Origin of the sequence: Serratia entomophila (genome assembly GCF_021462285.1) — a bacterium.
Classification (GTDB): domain Bacteria; phylum Pseudomonadota; class Gammaproteobacteria; order Enterobacterales; family Enterobacteriaceae; genus Serratia; species Serratia entomophila.
This window is the reverse complement of record NZ_CP082787.1, coordinates 1,265,153-1,278,421: the sequence shown is the minus strand read 5'-3', so window position 1 is coordinate 1,278,421 and position 13,269 is coordinate 1,265,153. Positions and strand designations below refer to the sequence as shown.

The following is a 13,269-nucleotide window of genomic DNA, read 5'->3' as shown; positions in this document are numbered from 1 at the left end:
TCAGCCAGGCTGAACCCGTTTTCGTTATAGGCCCAGCGCGTATTTCAACGCATGCTCCTTGAGCTTACCGGCCCGCTGCGCCGCCATCAGCGCCAGGTTGCGCGCCACGCTCAACGGCGCCAGATTATTGCTGAAGGCGGTGTAGAACAGATCCATGCCGCTCTGCATCAGCAAATTATCGGTGCGGCGGCGGCGCTGATAGCGCATCAGTACCGCTTCGCTGCTCCAGTCTTCCCCCTGCTCCCGCGCCTCGCTCAACAGGTTCAGCAAGGCGTCCACGTCGCGATAGCCCAGGTTGACGCCCTGCCCGGCCAGCGGGTTGATGGTATGCGCCGCATCGCCCACCAACGCCAACCCCGGCAACACGTAGCGCTGCGCATGGCGGCGCGCCAGCGGGAAGGATCCGGCGGCGTGCACCTTGACCCTACCCAAACGCGCCGGAAACGCCGCAGCGATTTCACGCTCCAACTGCGCCGGCGGCATCGCCTGCAGCTGGCGAATGCGCTGCGGGCTGTCGTACCACACCAGCGAGGCCCACCGATCGTACAGCGGCAGGAATGCGCGCGGCCCCGACGGGAAAAACCGCTGCCAGGTAACGTCCTGCTGCGGCTCGCCGGTTTCCACGGTAATCAGCATGCACGACTGACGGTAATGCCAGCCGTTGGTGCCGATGCCCGCCAGGTTGCGCACCTGCGACTGCGCGCCGTCGGCACCAACAACCAGGCGCGCTTCAAGCGTCTCTGCGCCGTCGAGCGTCAGCTGCCAATGTTCGCCCACCCGCTGCAGCGATTGCAGCCTGGCGGGGCAGCAGAGCGCCAGATTGGGGCACTGCTCCAGCCGCTGCCACAGCGCCAACTGCAGAATGCGGTTCTCCACCATAAATCCCAATTCCGGCAGGCCGAGCGACGCCGCGTCGAACGCCACGCGCGACGACTCCCACTCCCAGGTTTCCAGCCGACGGTACGGCGCGCAGCGCATCGCCAGCACCGCCTGCCAGGCCCCCAGCTGTTTCAATAGCCCGACCGAGGTACAGCCGATGGCGGAGATGCGCAGATCCGGCGGGCTTTGCGCCTCGAACGCCTGCGGCGCCTGGTGCTCCAGCAGCGCCACCGACCAGCCCGCCTGCGCCAGCCCCAGCGCCGCCGCCGCGCCGACCATGCCGCCGCCCACCACCACTGCGTCATACCGTTTTTGAGATGTCTTCATATTGGCTATGTTTTCTTTGTTAATTGTCGCCATTCCACCCGGCATGGCGTTTTCAGCAGTGTACCGGATTTTTAATTCGGCTTCAGGTCGCATGCCGTTTTCCCCGCGCTGGTCACAACGGCGCCAAATGATTACAATACGCGTCCTGCATGTCGCGTAACGCAACTTTCGCTCCGCACTGAGTAATGGCAAGTCAATGACGAAAAAACTACATATCAAAACCTGGGGCTGCCAGATGAATGAATACGATTCATCAAAAATGGCCGACCTGTTGAACAGCACGCACGGCTTCGAGTGGACCGAAAACGCCGAGGAAGCGGACGTGCTGCTGCTGAACACCTGCTCGATTCGTGAAAAGGCGCAGGAAAAAGTTTTCGCCATGCTGGGGCGTTGGAGATTGCTGAAAGAGAAAAACCCGGCGCTGATCATCGGCGTGGGCGGCTGCGTCGCCTCTCAGGAAGGTGACCTGATCCGCACCCGTGCGCCCTGCGTCGACATGGTGTTCGGCCCGCAGACCCTGCACCGCCTGCCGGAGATGATCAACCACGTGCAGGGCACCCGCAGCCCGGTGGTCGACATCAGCTTCCCGGAAATCGAGAAATTCGACCGTCTGCCGGAGCCGCGCGCCGAAGGCCCGACCGCCTTCGTTTCCATCATGGAAGGCTGCAACAAATACTGCACCTTCTGCGTGGTGCCTTACACCCGCGGCGAAGAGGTGAGCCGCCCGAGCGACGACGTGCTGTTCGAAATCGCCCAATTGGCGGCGCAGGGCGTGCGCGAGGTGAACCTGCTCGGCCAGAACGTCAACGCCTACCGCGGCGCCACCTACGATGGCGACATTTGCTCGTTCGCCGAACTGCTGCGCCTGGTGGCGGCCATCGACGGCATCGACCGCATCCGCTTCACCACCAGCCACCCGATCGAATTCAGCGACGACATCATCGCGGTGTATGAAGATACGCCGGAGCTGGTCAGCTTCCTGCATTTGCCGGTGCAGAGCGGCTCCGACCGCATCCTGACCATGATGAAGCGCGCGCACACCGCGCTGGAATACAAGGCTATCATTCGCAAGCTGCGCAAGGCGCGGCCGAACATTCAGCTCAGCTCTGACTTCATCATCGGCTTCCCGGGCGAAACCCAGGCCGACTTCGAGCAGACCATGAACCTGATCGCCGAAGTCAACTTCGACGCCAGCTTCAGCTTTATCTATTCGTCGCGGCCGGGCACGCCGGCGGCCGATATGGTGGACGACGTCGGCGAAGAAGAGAAAAAACAGCGGCTGTATATCCTGCAGGACCGCATCAATCAGCAGGTGCAGCAGTTCAGCCGCCGCATGCTGGGCACCGTGCAACGCATTCTGGTGGAGGGCACCTCGCGCAAGAGCGTGATGGAATTGGCCGGCCGCACCGAATGCAACCGCATGGTGAACTTCGAAGGCACGCCGGACATGATCGGCCAGTTCGTCGATGTGGAAATTACCGAAGTGCTGACCAACTCGCTGCGCGGCGCAGTGGTCCGCACCGAACAGCAGATGGATCTGCGCGTACATGAATCCCCGCAGTCGGTGATCGCCCGTACCCGCAAAGAGAACGCGCTGGGCGTCGGCATTTACCAGCCCTCCCTTCCTACTTGAAGCTGCATCTGTGCTGGCCGCGCACGTTCACCCCAGTCACCTAGTTTACTAAGTTCCTGGGGACTCGCGTTCTTGCCGCGTTACTCGGCAAAGCCTCGCCCCGTTGGGGCCAGCGCAAGCGCTGTTCAACAAACCGTTGGTTTTGTTGTGATGCAACGCCAATTATTTTGGGATGACATCCAGCACAAAAACCTTTTTCTCCACCGGGCGCCCGCGCTCGGTGATTTTCTTTTTTTGTTTTTTCATTATAGAGGCGACATAACATGCAAATGCCACACTGCCCGAAGTGCAATTCCGAATACACCTATCAAGACAACGCGATGTTCGTCTGCCCTGAATGCGCCCACGAATGGAGCGACAGCACGCCGGCGGAAGAGGCAGACGCGCTGATTGTCAAAGACGCCAACGGCAACCTGCTGGCGGACGGCGACGCGGTGACCGTAGTCAAAGACCTGAAGGTCAAGGGCAGCTCTTCGATGCTGAAAATCGGCACCAAGGTGAAGAACATCCGTCTGGTGGAAGGCGATCACAACATCGATTGCAAAATCGACGGTTTCGGCCCGATGAAGCTGAAGTCCGAGTTTGTGAAGAAGAACTGATCCCCCGCTTTCCCTACGATGACGCGGCTCGGCCGGCCGCGTTTTTTCCTTCTCCGGCCTTGAATTACGCCCTCGGCGCACAGATAGATCATGGGTAAACTTGCGCCAGTGCGGCGCACCATGAATAATTCAGGATAGAGAACTCAGGTTTGCCCTGACCCGATAACAGCATCCCCGGGGATTTCGGGCTGCAGCGTTGTTACTTGCATGCTTGAAATATAACGGGGATCTATGTGACACCAACCAGGCCCGATGTGACCTAGAGGAATAGTTTGAACGTCGCAACACAAGAAATTTTGTTAGAGCCCGCAGACAATAAGCGCTTGCTCAGCCTGTGCGGCCCGTTTGATGACAACATCAAACAGCTCGAGCGCCGGTTGGGTATCGAAATCAACCGCCGCGACAACCGTTTCAAGCTGGTCGGCAAGAACCCGTGCGTGGTCGCCGCCGCCGATATCCTGCGCCATCTGTACGTGGATACCGCGCCGATCCGCGGCGTGATCCCGGATATCGATCCGGAGCAAATCCACCTGGCAATCAAAGAAAGCCGGGTATTGGAACAGGTCGCCGAAAGCGTGCCGGACTACGGCAAAGCGGTGACCATCAAAACCAAGCGCGGCATGGTGAAGCCGCGCACGCCGAACCAGGCGCAGTACATCGCCAATATTCTCGACCATGACATTACCTTCGGCATCGGCCCGGCCGGTACCGGCAAAACCTATCTGGCGGTCGCCGCTGCGGTAGACGCGCTGGAGCGCCAGGAAATCCGCCGTATTCTGCTGACCCGCCCCGCGGTGGAAGCCGGCGAGAAGCTCGGTTTCCTGCCCGGCGATCTGAGCCAGAAGGTTGACCCTTATCTGCGCCCGCTGTACGACGCCCTGTTCGAAATGCTGGGCTTCGAGCGCGTAGAGAAGCTGATTGAACGCAACGTGATCGAGGTTGCGCCGCTGGCCTATATGCGCGGCCGCACGCTGAACGACGCCTTTATCATTCTGGACGAAAGCCAGAACACCACCATCGAACAGATGAAGATGTTCCTGACGCGCATCGGCTTCAATTCGAAAGCGGTGATCACCGGCGACGTGACCCAAATCGACCTGCCGCGCAACCAAAAATCCGGCCTGCGCCACGCGGTGGAAGTGCTGTCGGACGTGGAAGAGCTGAGCTTCAACTTCTTCCACAGCGAAGACGTGGTGCGCCACCCGGTGGTGGCCCGCGTGGTTATCGCCTATGAAGCCTGGGAAGCCGCCGAGCAGAAACGCAAAGACGCGATTGCCGAACAACGTAAACGCGAGGCGAACCTCGCCTCCGAGCAGGAGACACCATGAGCCAGGTGATTTTGGATTTGCAGATTGCCTGTGAAGACAGCAACGGCCTGCCGGCAGAAGCCACCTTCCAGCGCTGGCTGGAAGGCGTGCTGCCGCAATTCCAGGAAGAGGCCGAAGTGACGGTGCGCCTGGTGGACGAAGCGGAAAGCAACGAACTGAATTTGACCTACCGCGGGAAGGACAAACCGACCAACGTATTGTCCTTCCCGTTCGAAGCCCCGCCGGGCATCGAGCTGCCGCTGCTCGGCGATCTGATCATCTGCCGCCAGGTGGTTGAACAGGAAGCCGCCGAACAGGGCAAGACGCTGGAGGCCCACTGGGCGCATATGGTTGTCCATGGCAGTCTTCATCTGTTAGGGTATGACCACATCGAAGACGATGAAGCCGAAGAAATGGAGTCTTTGGAAACCGAAATCATGCACGGACTGGGTTACCCCGATCCGTACCTGGCGGAAAAAGACCCCGTCTGACGTCGGCCGTTTACCTCACAGCCCCCTTGCGGGGCTGTCGCCGACGCCCCTTAACTCTGACATGAGTGACATTAACTAAAACGCCATGAGCGACGACCATTCATCAAGCAATGACAGCCCCAGTCCCAAGAAGGGGTTCTTTACTCTTATCCTTAACCAGCTGTTCCACGGCGAACCCAAAAACCGTGGCGATCTGGTAGAGCTGATCCGTGATTCCGAGCAAAACGACCTGATCGATCCCGATACCCGCGACATGCTGGAAGGCGTGATGGATATCGCCGAGCAGCGCGTGCGCGACATCATGATCCCGCGCTCCCAGATGGTGACGCTCAAGCGCAACCAGACGCTGGAAGAGTGCCTGGACGTGATTATCGAATCCGCCCACTCGCGCTTCCCGGTGATCAGCGAAGACAAAGATCACATCGAAGGCATCCTGATGGCCAAGGACCTGCTGCCGTTCATGCGCGCAGACTCCGAGCCGTTCAGCATCGACAAGGTGCTGCGCACCGCGGTGGTGGTGCCGGAAAGCAAGCGGGTCGACCGGATGCTGAAAGAGTTCCGCTCCCAGCGTTATCACATGGCGATTGTCATTGACGAATTCGGCGGCGTATCCGGCCTGGTCACTATCGAAGACATTCTGGAGCTGATCGTCGGCGAAATAGAAGACGAGTACGACGACGAAGAAGATCTGGATATCCGCCAGCTCAGCCGCCACATGTACACCGTGCGCGCACTGGCGCCGATCGAAGACTTCAACGAAACCTTCGGCACCCACTTCAGCGACGACGAGGTCGACACCATCGGCGGGCTGGTGATGCAGGCCTTCGGCCACCTGCCTGCGCGCGGGGAAACCATTGAAATCGAAGGTTACCTATTTAAAGTTGCGATGGCCGACAGTCGACGTATTATCCAGGTTCATGTAAAAATTCCGGACGATTCTCCGCCACCGAAACTGGAAGACTAAATCCAACATGGCTAAAGCCCCACTACTTGAACGCCAGCGGGTTCGCGCCCTGCTGGCGCTGTTGTCTGGCGCCAGCGGAACGCTGGCGTTTTCCCCTTACGATGTGTGGCCTGCGGCCATTGTCTCCCTGTTTGGCCTGCTGGCCGTAACGCTCAATCGCACCGCCAAACAATCCGCCCTGCTCGGCTTCTGCTGGGGGCTTGGGCTGTTCGGCACCGGCGTCAACTGGGTATACGTCAGCATCGCTGATTTCGGCGGCATGCCGTTCGCCGTCAATATCTTCCTGGTGGCGCTGCTCGCCGCCTATCTGTCGCTGTATACCGGGCTGTTCGCCGGGCTGCTGACGCGCATCTGGCCGGCCACCAGCTGGTGGCGGCTGGCTATCGCCGCGCCGGCGCTGTGGCAGGTGACCGAATTCCTGCGCGGCTGGGTGCTGACCGGTTTCCCGTGGCTGCAGTTCGGCTACAGCCAGATTAACGGCCCGCTGAAGGGCGTGGCGCCGCTGCTGGGCGTCGACGCCATCACCTTCATGCTGATGGCGATCGCCGGCCTGCTGGTGTACGCCATCAATGAGCGCCGCGTTGCGCCGGCGGTGATTGCCGCCGCGCTGCTGTTGCTGCCGTGGCCGCTGCGCCAGCTGCACTGGTTCACTCCGCAGCCAGAGAAGGCGGTGAATGTCGCCATGGTGCAAGGCAACATCGCCCAGTCGATGAAGTGGGATCCGAGCATTCTACTCAGCACGCTGCAGACCTATCTGGACGAAACCCGCCCCTATATGGGCAAAGCGCCGATCATCATCTGGCCGGAGTCCGCCATTCCGGACTTTGAACCTCGTCAGAACGGCTTCCTGACCATGATGGATGACCTGATGCGCGCCAAGAACAGCAGCCTGATCACCGGCATTGTCGACGCGCGCGCCACGCCGCAGGGCGTGCAGGAATACAATAGCGCCATCGTGCTGGGTGAGCCGACGCCTTACAGCTACCCGGCCAAAGACCGCTACAACAAACACCATCTGGTGCCGTTCGGCGAGTTCGTGCCGCTGGGAACCCTGCTGCGCCCGCTGGCGCCGTTCTTCAACCTGCCGATGTCCGGTTTCAGCCGCGGCGATTACGTGCAGCCACAGCTGAGCGTGCGGGGATACAACCTGACGGCCGCCATCTGCTATGAAATAGTGCTGGGCCAGCAGGTGCGCGACAACTTCCGGCCGGACACCAATTTCCTGCTGACCATCTCCAACGACGCCTGGTTCGGCCACTCCATCGGCCCATGGCAGCACTTCCAGATGGCGCGCATGCGTGCGCTGGAACTGGGCCGCCCGCTGTTGCGCAGCACCAACAACGGCGTCACCGCCGCGGTGGACGCCAACGGTGAGGTGATCGCCGAGATCCCGCAGTTCACCCGCCGCGTGCTGGAAGTGAACATCACGCCGACCACCGGCGTAACGCCTTACGCTCGCTTTGGCGCCGTACCGCTGTGGGTCATCACCCTGCTGCTCGGCGGTTGGGCATTGACGCTGGGCCTGCGCCGCAAATAGCCCCCGGAGGCGCAGCCGCCGGCTGCGCCTCTGCATTTCCCCTCCTTCGCTGAAAACATTGCCAAATCAATGCTTCTGGCATGCTCCTTGCTTTAGTTATTCCGTTATTAAACCGCCGATTTACTTTTACTGACGCCTTGCCGTACTTGTGCGCAATTCGGGAGCGTCAGGCGCACCAAGCGGGTGCAGCGCCGTTTTATTGCATTAATTTGGTGCGCGCGGCGTCTCAAAAAAAGAAACATTTTAGTTTCAATGTATTCACAATCGGCTATTTTCTAACGGTCATATGTACTCAGACTATGTTTATAACTTGAGCAATAAATAGTCGCTTTAAACCTGACGCTCTTTAGTCAGAGCCACCACAACAGCAAAGGAGTTGGACCATGCAAATGCGTAAATTGGCGTTATCGTTACTGCTGATCGGTATGGCAAGTAGCGTAGCCCATGCGGAAGAACTGACCGGTACGCTGAAAAAAATCAAAGACAACGGCGTGATCGTTGTCGGCCACCGCGAATCGTCAGTGCCTTTTTCCTACTACGACAACCAGCAAAAAGTGGTGGGCTACTCCCAGGATTACTCTAACCAAATCGTTGAAGCAGTTAAGAAAAAGCTGAACCTGCCGGGCCTGCAGGTGAAAATGCTGCCGATTACCTCGCAGAACCGTATCCCGCTGCTGCAGAATGGCACCTATGACTTCGAGTGCGGCTCCACCACCAACAACCTCGAACGCCAGAAACAGGCCGCCTTCTCCGATACCATCTTCGTGGTCGGTACCCGCCTGCTGGTGAAAAAAGGCTCGGACATCAAAGATTTCAAAGATCTGGCCGGCAAACCTGTGGTCGTAACCTCCGGCACCACCTCTGAAGTGCTGCTGAACAAACTGAATGACAGCGGCAAGATGAACATGCGCATCATCAGCGCCAAAGACCACGGCGACTCCTTCCGCACCCTGGAAAGCGGCCGCGCGGTGGCCTTTATGATGGATGACGCCCTGTTGGCGGGCGAACGCGCGAAGGCGAAGAAGCCGGATCAGTGGGAAATCCTCGGCACGCCGCAGTCTAAAGAGGCTTACGGCTGCATGCTGCGCAAAGACGATCCTGAGTTCAAGAAGCTGGTCGACGACACCATCGCTCAGGCCCAAACCTCCGGCGAAGCGGCCAAATGGTTTGATAAGTGGTTCAAACAGCCTATCCCACCGAAAAACCTTAACATGAACTTCGAACTGTCCGACGACATGAAGCAGCTGTTCAAAGAGCCTAACGATAAGGCGCTGAACTAAATAGAAAGAGAGCTGGGGCGGCCGCCAGGCCAAACCAGCCCTGTTGATGGCTGGGACAGACAGGAATGAGGGGGGCCGTTCCCCTCCCTCATTTTCCCCAGAGAGCGCATCACCGACAGCCGCAAACAAAAGCCAGCCAGACTGGCCGCGCGGCGATCGGCGCTGAAAAGTCATCAATCTTAGCGGCGCTCTGCGCCCGCCTAACGGAGTTTGTTATGTCAATAGATTGGAACTGGGGTATCTTCCTGCAGCAGGCCCCGTTTGGGAACACCACCTATCTCGGCTGGATTTGGTCCGGCTTTCAGGTCACGGTGGCCCTCTCCGTCTGTGCATGGATTATCGCTTTTTTTGTCGGTTCGCTGTTCGGTATCTTGCGTACCGTGCCAAACCGTTTTCTTTCCACCCTCGGCACCTGTTACGTTGAACTGTTCCGCAACGTGCCGTTGATCGTGCAGTTCTTTACCTGGTACCTGGTGATCCCTGAGCTGCTGCCTGCCGGTATCGGCATGTGGTTCAAAACCGAGCTCGATCCCAACGTGCAGTTCTTTGTCTCCTCCATGCTGTGTCTCGGGCTGTTTACCGCCGCCCGCGTGTGCGAGCAGGTGCGCGCCGCCATCCAGTCGCTGCCGCGCGGCCAGAAAGCCGCCGGGCTGGCGATGGGCCTGACCCTGCCGCAAACCTATCGCTACGTGCTGCTGCCCAACGCCTACCGGGTGATAGTGCCGCCAATGACCTCGGAGATGCTCAACCTGGTCAAGAACTCCGCCATCGCCTCCACCATCGGGTTGGTGGACATGGCCGCCCAGGCCGGCAAGCTGCTGGACTACTCCGCACATGCCTACGAGTCCTTTACCGCCATTACGCTGGCCTATATCGGCATCAACGCCGTGATCATGCTGTTTATGCGTCTGGTTGAGAAGAAAGTGCAGTTGCCCGGCAACATGGGGAGTAAATAATGTACGAATTTGACTGGGCATCGATTGTCCCAAGTTTCCCTTATCTGCTGCAGGGCTTGGCGATCACGCTGAAGATCACCGTCACCGCGATCGTCGTTGGCATTCTGTGGGGCACCGTTTTAGCGGTGATGCGCCTGTCGCCGATCAAACCGATCAGCTGGTTCGCTACCCTGTACGTCAACCTGTTCCGTTCTGTGCCCTTGGTGATGGTGCTGCTGTGGTTCTACCTGGTGGTTCCAAGCTTATTACAACAGGTTCTAGGGCTGTCGCCGAAAACCGATATTCGCCTGATTTCGGCTATGGTAGCCTTTTCCCTGTTTGAAGCGGCCTATTACTCGGAAATTATCCGTGCCGGCATTATCAGCATTTCACGCGGCCAGTCCTCCGCCGCGTTGGCGCTGGGCATGACCCACTGGCAGTCCATGAAGCTGGTGATCCTGCCGCAGGCGTTTCGCGCCATGGTGCCGCTGCTGCTGACCCAGGGCATAGTGCTGTTCCAGGATACCTCGCTGGTATACGTGCTGAGCCTGGCCGACTTCTTCCGTACCGCCTCAACCATCGGCGAGCGTGACGGCACCCAGGTCGAAATGATCCTGTTCGCCGGCTTTGTCTACTTTGTTATCAGTCTCGCCGCCTCGGCGCTGGTAAGCTATTTGAAGAAAAGGACTGTTTGATGATATCCCTGAAAAATGTTTCTAAGTGGTACGGTCACTTTCAGGTTCTGACCGATTGCACCACCGAAGTGAAAAAAGGCGAGGTGGTCGTCGTCTGCGGTCCTTCAGGCTCGGGCAAGTCCACCCTGATCAAAACCGTTAACGGCCTGGAGCCTATCCAGCAGGGCGATATCCTGGTGAACGGCACGCCGGTCAACAACAAGAAAACCAACCTGGCGCAGCTGCGTTCCAAAGTCGGCATGGTGTTCCAACACTTTGAACTGTTCCCGCATCTGTCGATCATCGACAACCTGACGCTGGCGCAGGTAAAAGTGCTCAAACGCGACAAGGCCGCCTCGCGCGACAAAGGCCTGAAGCTGCTTGAGCGCGTCGGCCTTTCCGCCCACGCCAACAAATTCCCCGGCCAGCTGTCCGGCGGCCAGCAGCAGCGCGTGGCCATCGCTCGTGCGCTGTGCATGGATCCGATCGCCATGCTGTTCGATGAACCGACCTCAGCGCTCGATCCGGAGATGATCAACGAAGTGCTCGACGTCATGGTCGAGCTGGCGAACGAAGGCATGACCATGATGGTGGTGACCCACGAAATGGGCTTTGCCCGCAAGGTGGCGAACCGGGTGATCTTTATGGACGAAGGCAAAATCGTCGAAGACCGCAACAAAGACGACTTCTTCAACAACCCGGAATCCGACCGCGCCAAAGACTTCCTGGCCAAGATCCTGCACTGATCCCGCTTAATGCGCCCCGCCCGGGGCGCATTCTCTTCCCCCACCCGGCACTAAAAGCGCTTGTTTCTCCCCGGTTTTGATCCGATCCTCGCTGAATAACAACAGAGGAGATAGAACATGCCCCGCCCTATTATCATCGATTGCGATCCCGGCCTGGACGACGCCATTGCATTGGCCATGGCACTGCGCTCACCGGAGCTGGACGTTCGCGCCATCACCACCTCCGCCGGCAACCAGACGCCGGAGAAAACGCTGCATAATGCGCTTGGTCTGGTGACCCTGATGCAGCGCGAAGACATCCCGGTCGCCGCCGGCGCTTCCGGCCCGCTGATGCGCGAGCTGGTGATCGCCGACTATGTCCACGGCAAAACCGGCATGGGCAACACCCATCTGCCGGCGCCGACCGTAAAACCAGCGGAGCTGAACGCCGTCGAGCTGATCGCCTCTCTGCTGCGCGCCAGCCGGGAGCCCATCACCCTGGTGGTGACCGGGCCGATGACCAACATCGCCCTGCTGTTGGCGCAATACCCCGAGCTGAAAGGCAACATCGAACGCATCGTATTTATGGGCGGCGGCATGAATGCCGGCAACACCACGCCGGTGGCGGAATTCAATATCTTCGTCGACCCGGAAGCCGCCGAGATGGTGCTGAAGTCCGGCGTGCCGCTGACCATGGCCGGGCTCAACGTCACCCATCAGGCGCTGGTGCTGCCGCAGGATATCGAGCGCATCCGCCAAATCGACAATCCGGTGGCGCAGGCGGTGGCGGAGATGCTCGACTTCTACCTGCCGCTGTACCTCAGCCATCCGCGTGGCCTGCCGGGCGCGGCGATGCACGACCCTTGCACCATCGCCTGGCTGCTGGCGCCACAGCTGTTCACCAGCATAGATCGCTGGGTCGGCGTGGAAACCAAGGGGGAATACACCCTCGGCATGACGGTGGTGGACCACTTCCAGCAAACCGGCAGGCCGGCCAATGTGCAGGTGCTGACCGGCATCGACCGCGAAGGCTTTATCGCGCTGTTGACCGAGCGCGTTGCACGTTATTGATCGCGGGGGCGCGTCCTGCGCCCCTGACATTCAGTTTTTTTGATTTAACTCAGCGAATTTTTGCGCTATCACTGTCTGTTACTTATCTCTACTATGCGGCTAAACACCTTAGCTCACTACTGAACAGCCTAGCCTGGAGATAGCCCAATGAGTCGCATACTGGTCCTGAAATCGAGTATTCTGGGTGATTACTCCCAGTCTGGAAAATTAGTCGATTTTTTTGTCGAAAAATGGCGTAAAGCCCACCCGGCAGACAGCTTTACGGTGCGCGACCTGGCCAACCCAACGCTGCCGGAACTGGACGGCGAAGTGATTGGCGGCTTTAACGCCGGCGACAAGCCTTTGACGCCGCATCAGCAACGCACCCTGGCGCTGTCCGATGAGCTGATTGCCGAATTGAAAGCGCATGACACCATTATCATCAGCGCGCCGATGTACAACTTCAATATCCCCACCCAGTTGAAGATCTATTTCGACCTGGTGGCGCGCGCCGGCCAGACCTTCCGCTACACCTCCGCCGGCGCCGAAGGCCTGGTGACCGGCAAGAAAGCCATCGTCATCTCCAGCCGCGGCGGCGTCCACGCCGATACGCCGACGGATCTGATCACGCCTTACCTGAAGCTGTTCCTGGGTTTTATCGGCATCACCGACGTCGAATTCGTGCTGGCGGAAGGCTTTGCCTACGGGCCGGAAGCGGCGGAGAAAAGCGCGCAGGATGGCCGCAGCGCCGTCGAGCAGAAAGTGCCGGCGGCGGTAACGGCCGCCCCCGCCAGCCAGGCTGCCGCTGCGCCGGCCAACGGCGGCTTTCTGAGCAACCTGCTGAAGAAGCTGTTTGGTTAATGGCGAT

13 protein-coding genes are annotated in these 13,269 nt (G+C 59.3%); 12 read left to right on the top strand and 1 reads right to left on the bottom strand.

What is annotated here, in order from left to right; all coding sequences use genetic code 11:
• Positions 1-24: 24 nt before the first annotated feature.
• Positions 25-1,206: a 3-demethoxyubiquinol 3-hydroxylase gene (ubiF, locus tag KHA73_RS06275; RefSeq protein ID WP_234589765.1), complete on the bottom strand. Its 1,182-nt coding sequence runs from the start codon at positions 1,204-1,206 to the stop codon at positions 25-27.
• A gap of 196 nt (positions 1,207-1,402) precedes the next feature.
• Between ubiF and miaB the strand changes: the two genes are divergently transcribed.
• The 12 genes from miaB (at position 1,403) to KHA73_RS06215 (ending at position 13,262) form a co-directional block, all read left to right on the top strand.
• The gene (miaB, locus tag KHA73_RS06270; RefSeq protein ID WP_234589764.1) at positions 1,403-2,839 is read left to right on the top strand and encodes a tRNA (N6-isopentenyl adenosine(37)-C2)-methylthiotransferase MiaB; all 1,437 of its coding nucleotides are present in this window, start codon (positions 1,403-1,405) and stop codon (positions 2,837-2,839) included.
• Positions 2,840-3,102: 263 nt separating this feature from the next.
• The gene (locus KHA73_RS06265; protein ID WP_234589763.1) at positions 3,103-3,438 is read left to right on the top strand and encodes a zinc ribbon domain-containing protein YjdM; all 336 of its coding nucleotides are present in this window, start codon (positions 3,103-3,105) and stop codon (positions 3,436-3,438) included.
• A gap of 272 nt (positions 3,439-3,710) precedes the next feature.
• The gene (locus KHA73_RS06260; RefSeq protein WP_234589762.1) at positions 3,711-4,766 is read left to right on the top strand and encodes a PhoH family protein; all 1,056 of its coding nucleotides are present in this window, start codon (positions 3,711-3,713) and stop codon (positions 4,764-4,766) included.
• Positions 4,763-5,236: an rRNA maturation RNase YbeY gene (gene ybeY / locus KHA73_RS06255; RefSeq protein ID WP_234589760.1), complete on the top strand. Its 474-nt coding sequence runs from the start codon at positions 4,763-4,765 to the stop codon at positions 5,234-5,236. The genes KHA73_RS06260 and ybeY overlap by 4 nt, the downstream gene beginning before the upstream one ends.
• 85 nt (positions 5,237-5,321) lie before the next feature.
• Positions 5,322-6,200, top strand: coding sequence for a CNNM family magnesium/cobalt transport protein CorC (gene corC / locus KHA73_RS06250; RefSeq protein WP_234589759.1), 879 nt, complete (start codon positions 5,322-5,324; stop codon positions 6,198-6,200).
• A gap of 7 nt (positions 6,201-6,207) precedes the next feature.
• Positions 6,208-7,737 carry an apolipoprotein N-acyltransferase gene (gene lnt, locus KHA73_RS06245; protein WP_234589758.1) on the top strand — a complete coding sequence of 510 codons (1,530 nt, stop codon included), beginning with the start codon at positions 6,208-6,210 and terminating at the stop codon, positions 7,735-7,737.
• Positions 7,738-8,120: 383 nt separating this feature from the next.
• Positions 8,121-9,017, top strand: coding sequence for an amino acid ABC transporter substrate-binding protein (locus tag KHA73_RS06240; protein WP_234589757.1), 897 nt, complete (start codon positions 8,121-8,123; stop codon positions 9,015-9,017).
• Positions 9,018-9,232: 215 nt separating this feature from the next.
• The gene (locus KHA73_RS06235) at positions 9,233-9,973 is read left to right on the top strand and encodes an amino acid ABC transporter permease (protein WP_234589756.1); all 741 of its coding nucleotides are present in this window, start codon (positions 9,233-9,235) and stop codon (positions 9,971-9,973) included.
• Positions 9,973-10,647 (top strand): glutamate/aspartate ABC transporter permease GltK, encoded by a 675-nt coding sequence (gltK, locus tag KHA73_RS06230; RefSeq protein ID WP_234589755.1) that lies wholly within the window; start codon positions 9,973-9,975, stop codon positions 10,645-10,647. The genes KHA73_RS06235 and gltK overlap by 1 nt, the downstream gene beginning before the upstream one ends.
• Positions 10,647-11,372, top strand: a complete 726-nt coding sequence (locus tag KHA73_RS06225) for an amino acid ABC transporter ATP-binding protein (protein ID WP_061799290.1) — start codon at positions 10,647-10,649, stop codon at positions 11,370-11,372. The genes gltK and KHA73_RS06225 overlap by 1 nt, the downstream gene beginning before the upstream one ends.
• Before the next feature lie 117 nt (positions 11,373-11,489).
• Positions 11,490-12,422 carry a pyrimidine-specific ribonucleoside hydrolase RihA gene (rihA, locus tag KHA73_RS06220; RefSeq protein ID WP_234589754.1) on the top strand — a complete coding sequence of 311 codons (933 nt, stop codon included), beginning with the start codon at positions 11,490-11,492 and terminating at the stop codon, positions 12,420-12,422.
• 147 nt (positions 12,423-12,569) lie between these two features.
• Positions 12,570-13,262 (top strand): FMN-dependent NADH-azoreductase, encoded by a 693-nt coding sequence (locus tag KHA73_RS06215; protein ID WP_234589753.1) that lies wholly within the window; start codon positions 12,570-12,572, stop codon positions 13,260-13,262.
• Positions 13,263-13,269 lie beyond the last annotated feature (7 nt).

Excerpts from the sequence above, each read along its gene's own strand:
- ubiF (WP_234589765.1), bottom strand. The coding sequence starts at position 1,206 with ATGAAGACATCTCAAAAACGGTATGACGCAGTGGTGGTGGGCGGCGGC.
- miaB (WP_234589764.1), top strand. The coding sequence starts at position 1,403 with ATGACGAAAAAACTACATATCAAAACCTGGGGCTGCCAGATGAATGAA.
- KHA73_RS06265 (WP_234589763.1), top strand. The coding sequence starts at position 3,103 with ATGCAAATGCCACACTGCCCGAAGTGCAATTCCGAATACACCTATCAA.
- ybeY (WP_234589760.1), top strand. The coding sequence starts at position 4,763 with ATGAGCCAGGTGATTTTGGATTTGCAGATTGCCTGTGAAGACAGCAAC.
- corC (WP_234589759.1), top strand. The coding sequence starts at position 5,322 with ATGAGCGACGACCATTCATCAAGCAATGACAGCCCCAGTCCCAAGAAG.
- lnt (WP_234589758.1), top strand. The coding sequence starts at position 6,208 with ATGGCTAAAGCCCCACTACTTGAACGCCAGCGGGTTCGCGCCCTGCTG.
- KHA73_RS06240 (WP_234589757.1), top strand. The coding sequence starts at position 8,121 with ATGCAAATGCGTAAATTGGCGTTATCGTTACTGCTGATCGGTATGGCA.
- KHA73_RS06235 (WP_234589756.1), top strand. The coding sequence starts at position 9,233 with ATGTCAATAGATTGGAACTGGGGTATCTTCCTGCAGCAGGCCCCGTTT.
- gltK (WP_234589755.1), top strand. The coding sequence starts at position 9,973 with ATGTACGAATTTGACTGGGCATCGATTGTCCCAAGTTTCCCTTATCTG.
- KHA73_RS06225 (WP_061799290.1), top strand. The coding sequence starts at position 10,647 with ATGATATCCCTGAAAAATGTTTCTAAGTGGTACGGTCACTTTCAGGTT.
- rihA (WP_234589754.1), top strand. The coding sequence starts at position 11,490 with ATGCCCCGCCCTATTATCATCGATTGCGATCCCGGCCTGGACGACGCC.
- KHA73_RS06215 (WP_234589753.1), top strand. The coding sequence starts at position 12,570 with ATGAGTCGCATACTGGTCCTGAAATCGAGTATTCTGGGTGATTACTCC.